The organism is Streptomyces sp. NPDC048436, assembly GCF_043200355.1.
Taxonomy (GTDB): Bacteria; Actinomycetota; Actinomycetes; order Streptomycetales; family Streptomycetaceae; genus Streptomyces.
In genome coordinates, this window is record NZ_JBICXP010000009.1 from 265,247 (window position 1) to 279,954 (window position 14,708).

Sequence of the window (14,708 nt, forward strand, 5' to 3'; positions counted from 1 at the left end):
GGATGTCACACCTGTGTCCGATGGAAATTGAGGAAGGAACGGGAGGCGGTGGGCCCCCGCTGGCCCTGGTAACGCGACCCGTACCGCTCCGACCCGTAGGGCTCCTCGGCGGGCGAGGTAAGCCGGAACAGACACAGCTGCCCGATCTTCATGCCCGGCCAGAGCTTGATCGGCAGCGTCGCGAGGTTGGAGAGCTCCAGGGTCACGTGCCCGGAGAAGCCGGGGTCGATGAACCCGGCGGTGGAGTGCGTCACGAGCCCGAGGCGGCCCAGGCTGGACTTGCCCTCAAGCCTGCTCGCGAGGTCGTCGGGGAGGCTGATGACCTCGTACGTCGAGGCGAGCACGAACTCACCGGGGTGCAGGATGAACGGCTCGTCGCCCTCGGGCTCGACGAGCCGTGTGAGGTCGGCCTGCTCGACGGAGGGGTCGATGTGGGGGTAGCGGTGGTTCTCGAACACCCGGAAGTAGCGGTCGAGCCGCACGTCGATGCTTGAGGGCTGCACCATGGATTCGTCGTACGGATCGATCCGTACTCGTCCGGTGTCGATCTCGGCCCGGATGTCCTTGTCTGAGAGAAGCACGCACCGAGGATACGCAGAGCGCGCGGGCCCGCCCCAATCGGACGGACCCGCGCGCGTTATCGCTGCTGCCGCGGCTGCTCGCGGCTACCGCTCCTCGGGCGCCCCGACCGGCACGGCATGCCGCAGTCGGGCACATCGTGGGCACCGGATGAGACGGCCGGGTCCGAGCCGGTCGGCCTTCTGCATCGGGAACGAAGCGGTGCTGAATACGTGCCCTTCGGCACAGCGGACGACGGTGCGCTCCATCAAGTCCTCGAGTCCCTTCCCCAAAGCCGTAGTTGAGCTCGTGGCGCCCCCTGCTCGCCCTACACACGAGCGGACGCCGAAACCCCACATTACGGGACTAATGGGGCGCCCCTCCAGGCGGCACTCCGGTCCCTCACGGTACGCCCCAACTCCCGCACCCCGCAGCGGCATCCACGCCCCGGACACCCCCCACCAAAGCCCCCGCACAGCGCGCAGGCCCCGCGGCAAAAGCGCCTGGGGCCTGGGATGGGGTAGAGTGTGCGACGTTACGACACCGCCACAGACGGTGTCTTTCGCGGGTGTAGTTTAGTGGTAGAACATCAGCTTCCCAAGCTGAGAGTGCGAGTTCGATTCTCGTCACCCGCTCCATGACAAAGGCCCAGGTCATCGACCCGGGCCTTTTTGCTGGCCGCTGTGATCACTCGCCGCGTGCCAGATTCGTGCCAGAACGCTGATCGTCTGGCTCACCGGGGTCTTCCTCTGGCACGGCCGCAGCTTCCTGGCGTGCCTTGCGGACCGTGGCGTCCAGTCCGGCAGCAACTTCCTGCTGTCGCTCGTCGTCGGAGTGCTGATAGATCAGCGCAGCCTTCTCTGAGGACTGTCCCGCACGGACCATGGTGTCTTTGAGCGTGGCACCGGAGCGCGTGGACAGTGTGTGCCCCGTGTGCCGGAGATCGTAGAAGCGGAAGCCCTCGGGCATGCCCACGACCTCACGCGCCTTCCTCCACTTCCGCCCGAAGGTGCTGCGCCGAAAGGGAGCGCCCTTCTCGCCGACGAAGAGCAGCCCATCGGGGCCCGACTCGGCGAACGACTCCAGGTGCCACCGGAGCTCCCGGCGGAGGAACGCGGGAAGGATCACAGTCCGGGTGCCCGCCTCGGATTTTGTGTCTCCCTGGACGCGCCGCCCGTTCATCCGCTCCGGCTCGGCGAGGCGAACGCGAATCCGCAGGGGGTCGAGGTCGACGTCTCGTCGACGGAGGCCCGCCAGCTCTTCCGGCCGCATCGGGCCATACGCGCCGAGGTAGACCATGAGCCGCCACCGCATGCCGACGGCTTCGGCGAGCGCGTCGACTTGGGCGACGGTAGCGATGCGCCGCTCAGCAGCCTTCTCCTTACCGGCACCCTTGATCCGGCACGGGTTGCGCTGGATCAGTTCGTCATCAACAGCGGTTTCCATGATCGCCTTGAGTAGCCGGTACGCCTTGGCAGTCATCGTCTTGGCACCGTTGGCCCGGAGCTGCCCTGTCCGCCACTCACGGACATGTGGCGCCGTGATCTCGTCCAAGTCGGACTCGGCGAAGCTGCCCGACAGGTACTTGTCGAGGAGATACCGGTAGAGGTCCTGGGTGAGTGGCGCGAGTTCCCGCTCCTCGACCCACTTCTCTGCGTAGACGCGGAAGCACACCGCCCCTGCCTCAGGGTCCCGCCATTCACCACGCCGGATCTCCGTCTGCTTTTCAGCAAGCCAGTCGTCAGCGTCCGCCGTCGTTTCGAAGGTGAACGGGGCCGGTCGCATCACGCCGTCAGGACCCGGGTAGCGCGCCTGGTAACGGCCGGAAGGAAGCTTCCTGATGGCCCCGAACCGCCGTCGTCGGCCCCTGCTGTTGGCCACTACGCCGCCCTCCTGTACCGGGGCCGGGGCCGCCTCAGCGGCTGCACCATGCGGGACGCGATGAACTCCTCAACGGCGCTCTCCGGGATGCGGACGTGCCGGCCGACCTTCACGTAGCGGATGCGGCGTTCCTCGATCAGCCGCCGGGGGAAACGGGCGGTCGTGCCGAGCAACTCGGCAACCTGGTCCACCGACAGGCAGCGCTCAGGCATGCGTGGGTTCTCCTTCCGTTCCGGGGGCGGGTTCGAGGGATGCGGCGAGCCAGGCCTCACCGGCGCTGAGGCCGGTTCCGGCGAAGACCCAGTGCGCGAGGACGAGCGTGGTTTCCTCGGTGTTCTGCGACACAGGGTTCGCTTGCTCTCGACGCCAGTCGGCGCGGGCGGTGCGGAGTGCGCCGAGGGTGGTGGAGTAGCGGCGGGACTTGGTGGAGAAGTGGCCGCGGAAGCCGAGCATGTGAGCCCAGGCCCGGAGGCGAAGGTCTGCCAGCTCGGGGCGTGCGCCGAGAGTCCAGGCAGTGCGGATCATGCGTCGGGCGTGGTTGGTGAGCTCGGCTTGTGCCAGCTCGGCGAGGAATTTGATCGGCCGGTCAAGGGTGCCGGTAGCGCACCATCCGAACCGCCGACTTCGACGGCGGCCAGGAGCTGACCGAACGGGCCGTAGCCGCGTACATCGCCAAGTACGCCACCAAGGGCGCCGAGACAGCGGCGCACGCGGCACAGCGGGTCGCGCGGCGGTTGTTGCAGCGGACGAGAAGGTGACCGGCGGGGAGGGCCGCGGAATCCAGGTGGTGCAGAGCGCGGCCGATCTCGCCGGTTGACTTGTTGAGCTCGTACTCGGTGCGGTGGCCGTCGAGGCGTACGGGGCGGATGCAGCCGCCCAGGCCGGAGAGTTGCCGGGCCAGCTCGGGCATGGTGCCGAGGGAGGCCAGCATGGAGAGTTCCGCCAGCGGGGGCGGAGTCTGCCGGGTGATGATGGGAGTTCCTTTCGGCTGTTCGCGGTTGGAGGGACGGCCCCGGGGCGGCGGGATGCTTGGCGGCGTTTGTGCCGCCCCGGCGGCCGGTCAGCGCTTGTTGGCGCCGTTGACGAGCGAGCGCAGGACCACGGCGGCAATGGCGACCGAGATGGCCGTGATGGCGACGGCCGCCAGGAGCGCGGTGAGGACGACGCCGACGACGACCACGGCGGCGACCGCGCCGACTCCCACGTACGGGGCGACCGGGCGGCCGGCGGATGGAATGGCCGGAGCCTGAACGTGTTGCTGAGTGGTGACGGTTGTCGGCAGGGGTGGGGCGTCGGGCAGCTCGGGGCGGAACATGGCGGGACTCCTCTCAGTCGTGGGTGCCGTTGACGACGTCGACCCGGAACGGGTGCCGGACTCGATGGCGGGGGCGAGGATCGTGTGGGAGAGCCAGAAGCCGAACAGCGCGATCACGGCGGCGACCCAGAGGCGGACACCGAGGAACTTGATCGCGGCCCAGGCGATGACACCCAGGACGAAGACAAGCGGCAGTGAGACGGTCACGGGAGCTCCTCAGCGGTCAGGCAGAACAGCGGTGGGTGCGAGCGGCCAGCTCAGCGGCGGGGCGGCTGTCGTAGTCCGTGGAGAAGCCGCAGCGCGGAGCCGTACAGGCGGCGGTGTGCTTCTCGTGGCCCCGGCCGTCGTAGTACGTGGCGACCTGGACCGGGCCGATGCGGACGACGTTGCGGAAACGGCGGTTGGCGGTCATCAGTGGGGCTCCTTCGGGTGGTCGTGGCCGTTGCGGTCGTCCTGGCTGTCGTGGGTCTCGCCGGTGAAGTCGGTGACGTGGTCGGCCAGCCAGCGCAAGATCTCGTCGCCCTCGTAGCTGTCGGCGGCGAGGATCACGGGCTCGGCGATGAGCACGGCTTCGGTGAGGCGGTTCTGTCGGGTCAGCTCGGCAGCGCGCTTGAGCGCGCGGAGCGTGGTCGGGCGCAAGGTGGAAAGTCCTCCGGGATCAGGTGAGTTGAGCGGCGATGGCTTCGGCGAGCGGTGCGGGTACACCGAGGCGGGCGCGAAGCGTCGGGGTGTCGATGGCGGTTCCGGTCCGGGCGCGGTGTTCGTCGGCGACCTTGTGCGCCAGGGCGACGAGCGCAGGCGGGACAGGAGGTGTGGAGGGTCGGGCGGTTTCCGGGGTCGCAGCGGGGAGTTCGGGCGCCGTGGCGGTCGGGGCGGACTCTGGTTCCGCCGCCGGAACCTCTGTCGGCGTCGGGGCGCCATGGGCAAGCAGGGTTCCGCCGAGGAAGGCGACGGCGGGCCATCCGGCGACGAGGATGCGGAGCCACGCCGGTACGTCGTCCAGGTCGAGCAGCCCAGCGGTAGCGACGTTGGCGCCCAGCGACGCGGTGAGCGCGACCAGGAACCAGCACCACCCGGCCGCTTTCGCCTCGCCGGAGCGCAGTCGATGCCAGGCCGCCACCATCAGCAGGTCGACGGAGATGGGATAGGCCCACGCCTTCCACCCGTCTTGTCCGGCGGCCGAGGCCAGGTCGTGCAGGTGGGCGAAGGACAGCGCCGCGGCGATGACGGCTTGGATCAGTACGGGATCAGCCCGGAGACGACCGATGCGCATCGCTCACCGCTCCTGAGCCTTGTCAGCAGCCGCGCGAGCCGCACGGGCGACTTCCGCCGCCTCCTGGTCACCGGGCATGGCGTCGGCGATGCCTTCCAACAGATCCGCCTTACGAGCGGCCAGCTCGACCGGAGCACCGCCGATGGTGCAGACGGCTTTGAGGTCCGCGAGGAAGGCGGCGATCTGGTCGACTGTGGGGCGGTGGGACATGGAGACTCCCGTTCTTCGGTCGGTTTCGGGCATGGCGGGGGTAGGGACTTGGCGCGGGACGGCCGCGCCGGCGGTTGGGGCGGGTGCGCTTACTCGGTGACCGGCAGCGGGGCAGCCACCGGTTCGGATGCCTTCACGGGCACCGGCGGGACGTACGGCCGGAAGGGCGTGAGCGCTGGTACGTCGGGGGCGAGATGCGCCGTCTCACGGCAGGTGGCCGCAGCGTCGGCGAGGGTCATGTACGGAGTGCGGATGCGAGACCAGCCGCCCGAGGTGTCGCCGACGACGGCCAGACCAGGCAGCTCGGCAGCGATGGCGCAGGCAGCGCCCACAGCTTCCGGGGCGATGTCGCCGAGCGCCATCTTGGCGGAGGCTTCGTCGTTCACGCGGTGGCAGACACGGCCGCTGAGCTGAGCGCGGAGCATGGTCGCGCCCTTGCCCAGCTCAGCGCCGAACCGCTGCCCGCAGACCTCCAGGTAGATTCCGGCGGCCCGGCCGAGCTGAGCGAGCCGGATCAGCTGCGTGACCATCTCATCGCGCCTTTCCTCCTCCTTTCGCGTGGCGATGAGGAAGAGTTCGGCCACCTCGTCGATGAACAACACGATGGGAGCAGGGCGTTCGCCCTCGGGCAGGCCCCAGATGTCCGAGGTGATCGACTCGTCCGGGGTGCCGGGGGGGGATGCCCTGTCGGGCTTTGATCAGGTCGTATCGGTCCTCCATTTCCTTCACGAGCACGGGAAGCAGCTCGGCCGCTTGCGCGGGGTCGGTCGCCAGCGCGGAGAGCCGGGCGGCGAATGGCGCCAGCTCGACCCCGCGCTTGCAGTCGATGCCGACCAGGACCACCGGCTGAGCCGTCAGCCCAGTCAGCAGGTTGCGCAGGTACATGGACTTGCCCGACAGCGTGGCTCCGAGGACCAGTTCATGAGGTACGGCCCGGTAGTCCCGTACGAACGCGGTCGCGTCCTGCCGCAGCGCCACCGGCACCCGCATCAGTCCGCTATCGATCCGGCGGGGCATGCGCACCTTGCGCAGTACGTCGAAGCCGACGAGTCGCAGTTCCACGACTCCGGGCTTCACGTCCCGCACGTACACGGCATGAACGCCCCAGGCATGCCGCAGCCGTTCAGCCGAGGCAGCCACGTCCGCCGGTTCCTGCCCCGGAGCCAGCCGCAACCGAAGCCGCAGGCCGGTCGTGGTGGGCCGGATCATGCCCCGCCGCGGGGGCACGGGCCGGACCTCACGGCGAGTGGTCGCCTTGACGGCCAGTACCCGCAGCCGGGACGGCGCGACCGTGAGGCCGCACGCGTCCATGGTCGAGGAGTACGAGGCCATCAGCCGGACCACCGAGACAGGCAGTCCGACCGTGGACCAGTACGCCGCCGGGTGGGCGTGCCGGGCGTAAGCCGCGCCGCCAATCGCGGCGAGCGGCCCGCTCAGCTCAGCCAACGTCACCAGGTCGGTCACGTCGATCAGCCCGCCTGGGCGACTGGGAAGGCGCCCGACGTGATGGCCGTGGCCCGGTAGGCGATGCCGTGCCGCTGCTGGCCGTTGAACACGCTCTCCCAGGGCCGGGCGATCAGGCCGGGAAGGGAGACCGGAGCACCGACCGACAGCCCGTCCGTCACACCGCTTTCGGGGATGGTGACCTGGATCAGCGACGAGTCCCCCTCGTCGATGAAGACGACGCCGACCGTCATCAGTGCCTCGCCGCTCACCGCGTCCTTGGCGATCTCACCGGTCTGCCGGTCGCGCACCTTCGGCGACGGCGCTTCGGTAAGCAGGATCGTGGCGGACGAGGCGTCAATACGGATCACACGCACAGAGATTTCTCCTTCTGAGTTGATCAACTCGCCACATGACAAGTTGACTTAGCAAGTTCGAAGTTAAGGATGCCAGGTTGACTTGTCAAGTGGCTACCGAGTGGAACTCGCCCCGATCGAGGCTCAGTTCAGCCGGTAGGTGTCTTCCAGTTCTTGCCGGTCGGAAGGCAGCAGCACGTCTACGACCTGCAAGGCCTGCCCGGAGGTGTCGCAGGCGATGACCAGCACGCTGAGGACGGGAACACCCTCAGGGAGCTCCAGAAGTTCCGCTTCCCCGCTGTCGGGCAGTCTCGCCGAGACCCGTTCCGTCACGTGGTCGAAGCGCACTTTCTTCCGCGCTTCAAGATGCTCACGGACGCTGCCTCTCAGCGCTTCGGACGTCTCCAGCTCGGTCCCCTCGACCAGGCCGGCAGGGAAGTACGACGAGACCAACTCGACCGCTTCGCCATCCTCCTCGACCAGGAACCGGCGCACGAGAACCTTCGCCCGCTTGGGCAGTCCGAGCGCCGAGGCGATCCGCGCCGGAACGGGCACGTGGCTGACCTCAATCAGTCGGCCCGGCGCGTGTGACTCGTCGCGCTCCAGGGCTTCACGACCGCGGCGGTCTCTCTGCTCCACGACCTCGGGGCGACCCCGGACGATCGTGCCGTATCCCTGCCGGGACTCAAGCCAGCCGTCACGCTTCAGCAGCTCCAGCGCCCGCACGACGGTAGGGCGGGACATCGCGAAGGCCTGCACCAACTGGTTCTCACTGGGAACTCGCGTGCCGGGCGGGTACGTGCCGTCCTCGATGCGCCCTTGGAGGGTCTGCGCGAGGCGCACGTACTTCGGTGGCTCCACTTCATACGCCATGAACGCCGCCCGTCGGAATTGGCCCAGTCAACTGGTCAACCAGACTAGCGACACTTGCACGCTCACAGTCGAAGGGGGCCGAATCCTTCGTTCGACGGCCAGGCGCCGGCCACCACGGCAGAGACCACGGTCCCGCCGAATCGGCTCGGTCCGGAGTGCCACGAGTCGGCGATGGAGTCGACCAGGAACAGCCCGCGCCCGTGCGCATCATTCGCCTCCGGGCGCCGCATCCGCACGTTCGCCGGGAACCCCGGATTGTACGATCCGAAGCGAGGTCTCCACGCGGTACCACTCAACACGCACCAACCAGGGTTCATCCGCCCGCCCATAGAGAATGGCGTTGGTGACCAGCTCCGAGACCATCAGCGTGCAGTCGTCGATCGAGCAGGCCGGGTTGTACGCGGGCGATGAACTTCCGGAACCAGCTCCGGGCCCGGGGTACGGACTCCGGCGCCGGGTGCAGGATCATCGCCCCGAGTCGTGCGGTACCGAAACCGTCGCGGCCATCGGTGGTGTCATCCATCCGCGCTCACTCCTTGCCGCTGCCATCGCAGTCGAGGCAGCGCCGTTTCGATGTGGCACGAACGCGGTCGTTGGCCGTGGAGAGCGCCAGAGCCGTACGGGAGCCGACGCGTTTCCAACCGCGCCCACGGCATCCCCGGCAAACTAACCGCGCGCCCTTGTCCGGCCGCTGACTCGTCACGCCGTGCCCCCTTCCAGTCCAAGTGGCCTTAGCCACTTTGTGGATAGAGGCATTAGCCACTTGGAGTGTGCAAGTGGTTCGGCGCAACTGCCGGGCACTCAGGTGAGGGGGTAGCCCTGTTCGAAGGCCCAGCGATGCGGGGGATAGGTGGCTTCGGCGAACTCCAACGGCCGGTCCTGAAGGTCGACGACGACGTGGTGAACGATCAGAACGGCTGAACCGGCCTCCAGTTGAAGGTCTGATGCCTCCTCTTCGGTGGCGCTCCGAGCGCACATACGGTCCTCGGCATAGCTGCCCTGGCGGCCCGTCATGTTCTCGACGTACATGAGGGTCCCCTCCTGGATCCGCTCGGGCTCCAGGAGCTTGGGCGCACGCTGGCCGACGTCAGGAGCGAACCACGAGGTAGACAGGGTGATCGGCCCGTCATGGTTGTTGGTCACCCGTCGCCGGTGCACGGCCCGACGATCCTTGACCAGCCCCAAGGCTTCGGCAACGTGATCCGGCGCATCCAGCCAACCGGCCGACGTGATCACCGCGTACTCGCCGGGCGTGTAGATCTTCCCGGTCTGCCGGGCCCGGCCGTACAGCTCACGCGCCCGCCGGTTGACCTCCAGGCTGCGCACGTACGTGCCCGATCCCTGGCGCTTCTCGACGAGCCCCTGATGGCTCAGCCCTTCCAACGACCGTGCAGCCGTGGGCCGGGACACCTTCCAGTCCGCCGCCAACTGCCGCTCCGAGGGCACCTCGTCCCCCGGCCGCAGGTCTCCCCGAAGGATCTGATCGCGGATGAAGTGCGCGATCTGGAGATACTTCGGCTGAGCCTCCTCGATCTGAGGCATTCACCCTCCTCGTCCAAGTGGCTATGGCCTCTAGCCACTATAGAGTGAGTGGTCAACCCTCGACCCCGTACGCTGGCCGCATGAAGCGGTTGATCGTCGCAGCAGGAGGAGGGGGCGACGCAGTCGCCGCCGCCATGCTCCACACCGCCCTCTACGGCGACGAGGACCAGGCGGTGATCCTCACGTACGCGTGGGACCGCCTCCTCATCGACCCGGTACCGGGACCGCGGGGGCCGGACAACTTCACCGGGCTTGAGCAGCTCACCCCAGCCGTCTGGGAAGTGCCGGCGGACGCCCGCCCGATCGCTCCAGCAGGCTCCACCCTCCCCCGGCTCGCGGCAGAGCTCCCACACACCTTCGCGCTGATCGACCCTCACCACGGCGCCGAGGGCATCACACGCCAACTCGAAGAGCTGATCAACCACTTGTCGCCGGGGTCGATCGATCTGCTCGACGTCGGGGGCGACATCTTGGCCCGCGGCGATGAGCCAACCCTGAAAAGCCCGCTCGCCGACGCCCTCACGCTCGCAGCGTGCTGCCAGGTGAACGCGCCCGTCCGACTGCTGGTCGCAGGCCCCGCCCTGGACGGCGAACTCCTACTCGAAGACCTGCGCGGCCTGCTCGGCCCTCTCGTCCACACCTTCACATCGAAGGACGTCGAGCCAGTCAGCTCGGTCCTGGAGTGGCACCCGTCCGAGGCCACCGGCATGCTCGCAGCCACTGCCCGAGGCGTACGCGGCACCTGCGAAGTCCGGGACGCCGGCCTACCCGTCGCGCTCACGGGTGAAGGCCCGACCGTCCACGAGGTCGACATGGACGACGCCGTCACCCGCAACCAACTGGCCCGCGCCATCATGGCGACCGAGACCCTGGACGAAGCCGAGGCCCACAGCCGCGAAATCTGCGGCTACTCGGAAATCGACTACCAACGCAACAAGGCCGCATGGCTCAACGACCAGCCACCCGCAGACCTGGTCTCACAGACAGTCTTGGCCCAACTCGACCAGTTCGAGGGCGAGGCCCGCAGCCGCGGAGTCACCCACACGACGTTCCGAAGGATCACCGAGGCCCTTGGCCTAAGCGGCAAACAGCGCCAGGAACTGAGAAGCCTGCTGATCAAGCACCGTCCAGACGCCTACGAAGCTCCGCTTTGGAAGGTGAGCCAACCTCAGAGCTAGCCATCAACCACCGCTATCTAGAGCCGTTTGGTGGCGATACGAGCCACTGTTTCGTCTGCGACCGAGTGAGCGACGGCGGGTATCGCTTGACCAGGTGATACAGGTTCTCGAAGTGCCCTTGCCACGAACCACTGTCTACTCGTCCACGTGCGGCACGCTTCGCTCTATGCGCTCTGATCAGGGGTTCGAGAGCCTCCCAACTTGAGGTCACCGAGTCGCCTAGATAGGCCGACACTGGCCGCACATCGACGATGCCATGCGTTACGAGAGCTCCGAGATTGTCGTAGTACCAAGCCAGATCACGGACTAGCTTCCGCTGCTCCGGTGGCAGACCGTCCAAGCCTTCAGATATGTCGCAATCACCAAGTTCTTGATGCACGAACCACCGCGCAGCGGCAAGGTGATCACTCCGATGCTCTCGAAAGAGATCAATCAGGACGGGCAAAGTGTTAGCGTGCCGGGCCAGACTAATCTGTCGATATGAAGTGAAACCCGACACCAGTAGAGCTGTGAGAGATACCGCTATGGCAGCAACTTCCATGGTCCCCCCAGGCTTTGCACCTTTCGCGGAACATGCCCAAGTCATCTGACCTGCACACAGCCAGAGATGGCCTGACTAGGTTCAGCTCCGAGTTACAACTTTCTCTACTGGTTCAAGGCCCGCGCACGGCGCGGGCGCGCGCCGCCTCTGCGGCGCGGCCTGCCTCCTGTCTGCGCCCCGGCTGGCCGCGCCCGGCGGCGCGCTAGCGAGCTGCGGGCAAGAGTGGGGAGACACCCTCTGTGGCTGGGGCGGTCGGCTCCACGGCTTTAGGCAGCCACTTTGGGGCGAGCCTCTAAGATCATGGCCCCAACGTCGTGCTTTAACGGGCAGGTCCACAGACTGCCCGACTCGCCGGAAGCTTACGGGGCCATGATCATTCGCCCCAAAGCAGCTCCAGCCCAAAGCCGCTCCACCGACCTACTCTGGTTCCCTTCCCTCCACGGCTTCAGCCGCAGCGAAACGATGGCTCAGCGCTCGCCAGCGCTCTAGGCTGAGGGCTCATCAGGTCATGGGGAGGTCAGCGTGAAGGATCTGCAAGTCAGGCAGCTGGAGAAGGCGCTGGTCGAACAGTTTGACGGACTAATCGACATGACTGATTTGGAGGGGCGGGACGAAAATTCCGTACGGACTGCGTTCCTGAGCCGCGCGCTAGCCGCACTGGCCGTGCTCGAAGTAGCTGGTCTTGACCGCAAACAGGCCGCGGCCTGCATCATTGATGGCTTCGACGACCAGGGAATTGATGCTGTAGCAGTCGACACCGATGCGCCACACATTTGGATCGTCCAGGCCAAATGGAGCAAGGAAGGCAACGCAACGTTCGACCAAAAAGCCCTTTTCGCCGCCAAGGAAGGACTCAAGAAGCTAGTCAATAGCCAGTATGATCGATTTAACAAAAAGCTCCAACCCATGGTGCAACATCTAAACTCGGCACTGAGTAACCCTCGCGTTCAAATCACGATTGTGCCTGCGCTAGCCGGAGATCGGCAACTGTCCGCAGGAATTCAACGCGACTTCGAGGATCTGCTCCGTGAATACAATGACCCGCAGGAGATCCTTCGAGTCGAGCCAATTTTGCTGCCAAATTTTATCAGCGCCCTCAGATCGGGACTCGATGACCCGAAGGTCGACCTCATTGCCAGAATGCCAGACTTTCGATACCACGATGAGCCATACCTGGCATACTATGGCACTTTGACAGCCGATCAAGTTGCCCGCTGGTACAGCGAACACCGCCATCGACTTTTTCAGCGGAATATTCGCTTCCCTCTAGGCCTAACCAAGATCAATGCAGGATTGATGGAAACCGTACTACGCGAACCAGAGCATTTCTGGTATTTCCATAATGGAATTACCGTGTTGTGCGACCAGCTGAACGTAAGTCCGCGCGGCGATCTGGAGCTCTCAGGCGCCAGCGTAGTGAATGGTGCACAGACAGTTGCGTCCTTGCATGAGGCTGCCGAACGCTCCGCAGAATCTGTAGCGCGCGCACGCCTCAATGTGCGAATTATCCCACTTAAGGGCACTCCCGCCAACTTCGACCGCCGCGTCACTATCGCAACCAACACTCAGAACGGCGTAGCTGAACAGGACTTCAGGGCACTCGATCAAATTCAAACACGACTTCGATACGACTTCGACGTCACGCTGAATAAGAAGTATGTAATTAAGCGCGGCGAAGCTCCTCCGGCACCCTCCGAAGGCTGCGACATGGTAGAGGCAGCGATCGCTCTCGCGTGCGCACACCAGGAATCAAAGTTCTCCTTCCAGGCTAAATCTGAGACGGCTCTTCTTTGGAAGGACGATACCTATCCCAAAATCTTCCGCAGTAGAGACGCACGCCAGGCCTGGCGTGCCGTTCAACTACTTAGGGAGGTGAAGCAGGAAATGGATCGCCGACAACAAGGACTGGAAGGGCGTGCTGGCATTTTTGCCGAGCAGGGTCCGCACTTGATCGCACATCTAGTATTCCAAGGCGATCGGAAGTGGTCCTCTTGCTCGGACAGCGAATGGGAAAAGCTTGCGAAACAAATTCCTAACTCTGTGGATTCCGCTCTGCGATGGGCCATGCACGCCTTGGACGAGTCTGGAACCCAGATCGGCGCAGTATTCCGTACGGCTCAACGTTACGGGCTGGTCGTAGAAAGTGCCACTTCCGGCATCCTTTCAGGACAGCCAATTCCCGATCTCTCTTCGGAATACGAAGTGATGGAACGGGAAAAGCGAGCACGCCAAGCGAACGCCGTCACCGTAATCGTGGATGCGGGCGCCATTGATGAGGGCACCCGACTTGAGTTCCGGCCGATCGTGGAACCGGAACGACGTGCTTTGACTGAGTGGCTTTCGGAAGATCAACGCCGCGGGTCAGCAACCTGGGTAGTAAGCCGCAGCAGGAGTAAAGTACTCCTCTGGGAATGGGATGGGGAGCGCTACTCCCCAAGCGCGTTGGTTATGGAAATGTTCAAACAAGCCAATAAATCGGGTCCAAAAGCCGTACAGGGAACGCGCCGTTGGTTTGTCCCCGGGAAAGGTTCGCTAGTCGATATCGCCAACGGGATTCGCGACGAGTCGACAGAGTAGCGATCACCGGTGCACCTTCTGAGCGCGCGTCGTGTCCCAGCTGAGTGTCTAACTGCGTGACAACGCTGGCGCACAGCGGTGGACGAGGGCGGACGCCTACGAACCATCAATGCAGCTGAATGGCACACCGGCCCAAGGCAGCGCCCCCGCCCAAGTTGCTTCGGGACGAAGAGGTCATCATCCAAGGCCTCACCACCACGCTTCCGCCGGCGCAGCTTGCTCTAACGGACGTTGCCGGGCAGCGTGGCTGAGGCCCGGTGGTGGTTGCTCTGGCACACGCGCGCCTGATCGTCCGACGCCCCCACCGCCGTAGTCGACGTTCGTCGGCTGAGGCTCAGACGTCCAATGCCCCGCCGTGCCATTCGCGTGCCAGATCCTGCGGGTACTCACGGGGAACAGCGGGGAGTTGACCACGGTTCATCACGGCTGGAGTACAGTCCCGCCGCAGCTCAGTGCGGAATTCGCCGCCAAGAGACCCGAGCTTCCCAAGCTGAGAGTGCGAGTTCGATTCTCGTCACCCGCTCTTCTTCGAACCTCCGGGCCATGGGCCCGGAGGTTTTTTTGCGCACCGGGGTCGTCTCACAAGCGCACAATGGGAACAGGACCTCCCGGAAGGAACGGGGCCATGAGCAAGATCCGCCATGCTCGGCACCCACAAGCGCCCGCGCCGCCGCAGCACGCCCTCTCCCGGAACAATCCGCACTACGGGGAGCCACCTCCCCCGGCGAAGGGCCGTCGCGCGTTCTTCTGGGCCTTTCTGGCGGTCCAGCTCGTGTTTCTCATCTGGGTCGTCGCAGGCATCGCCAGCGGCAGCGGCATGTCCGACGCCGACGCCCTCGGGACCACGACCGAGGTCGGGCTCATCGTCGGGATCTGGCTGGCCACGGACTTCATCCTGGGGGCGATGTACACGGTCTACCGGATCGCCGGGCGCCGGCCCCGCGGCTAGGCCGGGCGGCCT

General features: G+C 65.8%; 14 protein-coding genes, 1 tRNA gene and 4 pseudogenes. 4 read left to right on the forward strand and 15 right to left on the reverse strand.

The features are described 5' to 3' along the window. Positions 1–5: 5 nt before the first annotated feature. Entirely contained in the window at positions 6–581 is a 576-nt protein-coding gene (dcd, locus tag ACGFX9_RS28870) for a dCTP deaminase (protein WP_361829103.1), read from the reverse strand. A 541-nt stretch (positions 582–1,122) separates the two neighbouring features. Here dcd and ACGFX9_RS28875 point away from each other — a divergent pair. Further along, positions 1,123–1,196: transfer RNA gene (locus ACGFX9_RS28875), tRNA-Gly, on the forward strand. A gap of 49 nt (positions 1,197–1,245) precedes the next feature. On the opposite strand, the gene ACGFX9_RS28880 is transcribed toward ACGFX9_RS28875, so the two are convergent. From ACGFX9_RS28880 to ACGFX9_RS28945, 14 genes and pseudogenes are all read right to left on the reverse strand, one after another. After that, positions 1,246–2,439 carry a tyrosine-type recombinase/integrase gene (locus tag ACGFX9_RS28880; RefSeq protein ID WP_393478440.1) on the reverse strand — a complete coding sequence of 398 codons (1,194 nt, stop codon included), beginning with the start codon at positions 2,437–2,439 and terminating at the stop codon, positions 1,246–1,248. Further along, complete coding sequence (locus ACGFX9_RS28885) at positions 2,439–2,651, reverse strand: excisionase family DNA-binding protein (protein WP_393478444.1); 213 nt, start codon at positions 2,649–2,651, stop codon at positions 2,439–2,441. Before ACGFX9_RS28885 ends, ACGFX9_RS28880 begins: the two co-directional genes overlap by 1 nt. Then, a pseudogene (locus tag ACGFX9_RS28890) lies at positions 2,644–3,370 on the reverse strand (replication initiator). The gene ACGFX9_RS28885 and the pseudogene ACGFX9_RS28890 overlap by 8 nt, the downstream one beginning before the upstream one ends. 129 nt (positions 3,371–3,499) lie before the next feature. Beyond that, complete coding sequence (locus tag ACGFX9_RS28895) at positions 3,500–3,754, reverse strand: SpdD protein (protein ID WP_393478450.1); 255 nt, start codon at positions 3,752–3,754, stop codon at positions 3,500–3,502. Positions 3,755–3,767: 13 nt separating this feature from the next. Continuing rightward, positions 3,768–3,961 (reverse strand): annotated as a pseudogene (locus ACGFX9_RS28900) (hypothetical protein). Positions 3,962–3,977: 16 nt separating this feature from the next. Beyond that, positions 3,978–4,166, reverse strand: a complete 189-nt coding sequence (locus ACGFX9_RS28905; protein ID WP_393478455.1) for a mobile element transfer protein — start codon at positions 4,164–4,166, stop codon at positions 3,978–3,980. Continuing rightward, positions 4,166–4,393 carry a hypothetical protein gene (locus ACGFX9_RS28910; protein WP_393478460.1) on the reverse strand — a complete coding sequence of 76 codons (228 nt, stop codon included), beginning with the start codon at positions 4,391–4,393 and terminating at the stop codon, positions 4,166–4,168. The genes ACGFX9_RS28905 and ACGFX9_RS28910 overlap by 1 nt, the downstream gene beginning before the upstream one ends. Before the next feature lie 19 nt (positions 4,394–4,412). Further along, positions 4,413–5,027 (reverse strand): DUF2637 domain-containing protein, encoded by a 615-nt coding sequence (locus tag ACGFX9_RS28915; protein WP_393478463.1) that lies wholly within the window; start codon positions 5,025–5,027, stop codon positions 4,413–4,415. 3 nt (positions 5,028–5,030) lie between these two features. After that, the gene (locus ACGFX9_RS28920; protein ID WP_393478468.1) at positions 5,031–5,237 is read right to left on the reverse strand and encodes a hypothetical protein; all 207 of its coding nucleotides are present in this window, start codon (positions 5,235–5,237) and stop codon (positions 5,031–5,033) included. 89 nt (positions 5,238–5,326) lie between these two features. Then, positions 5,327–6,701: pseudogene (locus tag ACGFX9_RS28925) on the reverse strand (FtsK/SpoIIIE domain-containing protein). 5 nt (positions 6,702–6,706) lie between these two features. Then, positions 6,707–7,057 (reverse strand): hypothetical protein, encoded by a 351-nt coding sequence (locus ACGFX9_RS28930; protein ID WP_393478473.1) that lies wholly within the window; start codon positions 7,055–7,057, stop codon positions 6,707–6,709. A gap of 123 nt (positions 7,058–7,180) precedes the next feature. After that, positions 7,181–7,909, reverse strand: coding sequence for a GntR family transcriptional regulator (locus ACGFX9_RS28935; protein ID WP_393478477.1), 729 nt, complete (start codon positions 7,907–7,909; stop codon positions 7,181–7,183). Positions 7,910–7,971: 62 nt separating this feature from the next. Then, positions 7,972–8,432 (reverse strand): annotated as a pseudogene (locus ACGFX9_RS28940) (ATP-binding protein). 278 nt (positions 8,433–8,710) lie between these two features. Then, positions 8,711–9,451 (reverse strand): GntR family transcriptional regulator, encoded by a 741-nt coding sequence (locus ACGFX9_RS28945; RefSeq protein WP_393478482.1) that lies wholly within the window; start codon positions 9,449–9,451, stop codon positions 8,711–8,713. Between the two features lie 80 nt (positions 9,452–9,531). On the opposite strand from ACGFX9_RS28945, the gene ACGFX9_RS28950 reads away from it, so the two are divergent. The 3 genes from ACGFX9_RS28950 to ACGFX9_RS28960 all read left to right on the forward strand — a co-directional run bounded on the left by ACGFX9_RS28950 (position 9,532) and on the right by ACGFX9_RS28960 (position 14,696). After that, the gene (locus tag ACGFX9_RS28950; RefSeq protein WP_393478487.1) at positions 9,532–10,629 is read left to right on the forward strand and encodes a DUF1152 domain-containing protein; all 1,098 of its coding nucleotides are present in this window, start codon (positions 9,532–9,534) and stop codon (positions 10,627–10,629) included. Between the two features lie 1,063 nt (positions 10,630–11,692). Next, a complete protein-coding gene (locus tag ACGFX9_RS28955) occupies positions 11,693–13,747 on the forward strand; it encodes an AIPR family protein (RefSeq protein WP_393478492.1) in 2,055 nt (684 codons plus the stop codon). A gap of 625 nt (positions 13,748–14,372) precedes the next feature. Beyond that, the gene (locus ACGFX9_RS28960; RefSeq protein ID WP_393478497.1) at positions 14,373–14,696 is read left to right on the forward strand and encodes a hypothetical protein; all 324 of its coding nucleotides are present in this window, start codon (positions 14,373–14,375) and stop codon (positions 14,694–14,696) included. Positions 14,697–14,708: the final 12 nt, after the last annotated feature.

What these genes read in the sequence shown, in the direction of transcription:
- ACGFX9_RS28915 (WP_393478463.1), bottom strand. Translation starts at nt 5,027, where the DNA reads ATGCGCATCGGTCGTCTCCGGGCTGATCCCGTACTGATCCAAGCCGTC.
- ACGFX9_RS28960 (WP_393478497.1), top strand. Translation starts at nt 14,373, where the DNA reads ATGAGCAAGATCCGCCATGCTCGGCACCCACAAGCGCCCGCGCCGCCG.
- ACGFX9_RS28945 (WP_393478482.1), bottom strand. Translation starts at nt 9,451, where the DNA reads ATGCCTCAGATCGAGGAGGCTCAGCCGAAGTATCTCCAGATCGCGCAC.
- ACGFX9_RS28935 (WP_393478477.1), bottom strand. Translation starts at nt 7,909, where the DNA reads ATGGCGTATGAAGTGGAGCCACCGAAGTACGTGCGCCTCGCGCAGACC.
- ACGFX9_RS28905 (WP_393478455.1), bottom strand. Translation starts at nt 4,166, where the DNA reads ATGACCGCCAACCGCCGTTTCCGCAACGTCGTCCGCATCGGCCCGGTC.
- ACGFX9_RS28950 (WP_393478487.1), top strand. Translation starts at nt 9,532, where the DNA reads ATGAAGCGGTTGATCGTCGCAGCAGGAGGAGGGGGCGACGCAGTCGCC.
- ACGFX9_RS28920 (WP_393478468.1), bottom strand. Translation starts at nt 5,237, where the DNA reads ATGTCCCACCGCCCCACAGTCGACCAGATCGCCGCCTTCCTCGCGGAC.
- ACGFX9_RS28895 (WP_393478450.1), bottom strand. Translation starts at nt 3,754, where the DNA reads ATGTTCCGCCCCGAGCTGCCCGACGCCCCACCCCTGCCGACAACCGTC.
- ACGFX9_RS28885 (WP_393478444.1), bottom strand. Translation starts at nt 2,651, where the DNA reads ATGCCTGAGCGCTGCCTGTCGGTGGACCAGGTTGCCGAGTTGCTCGGC.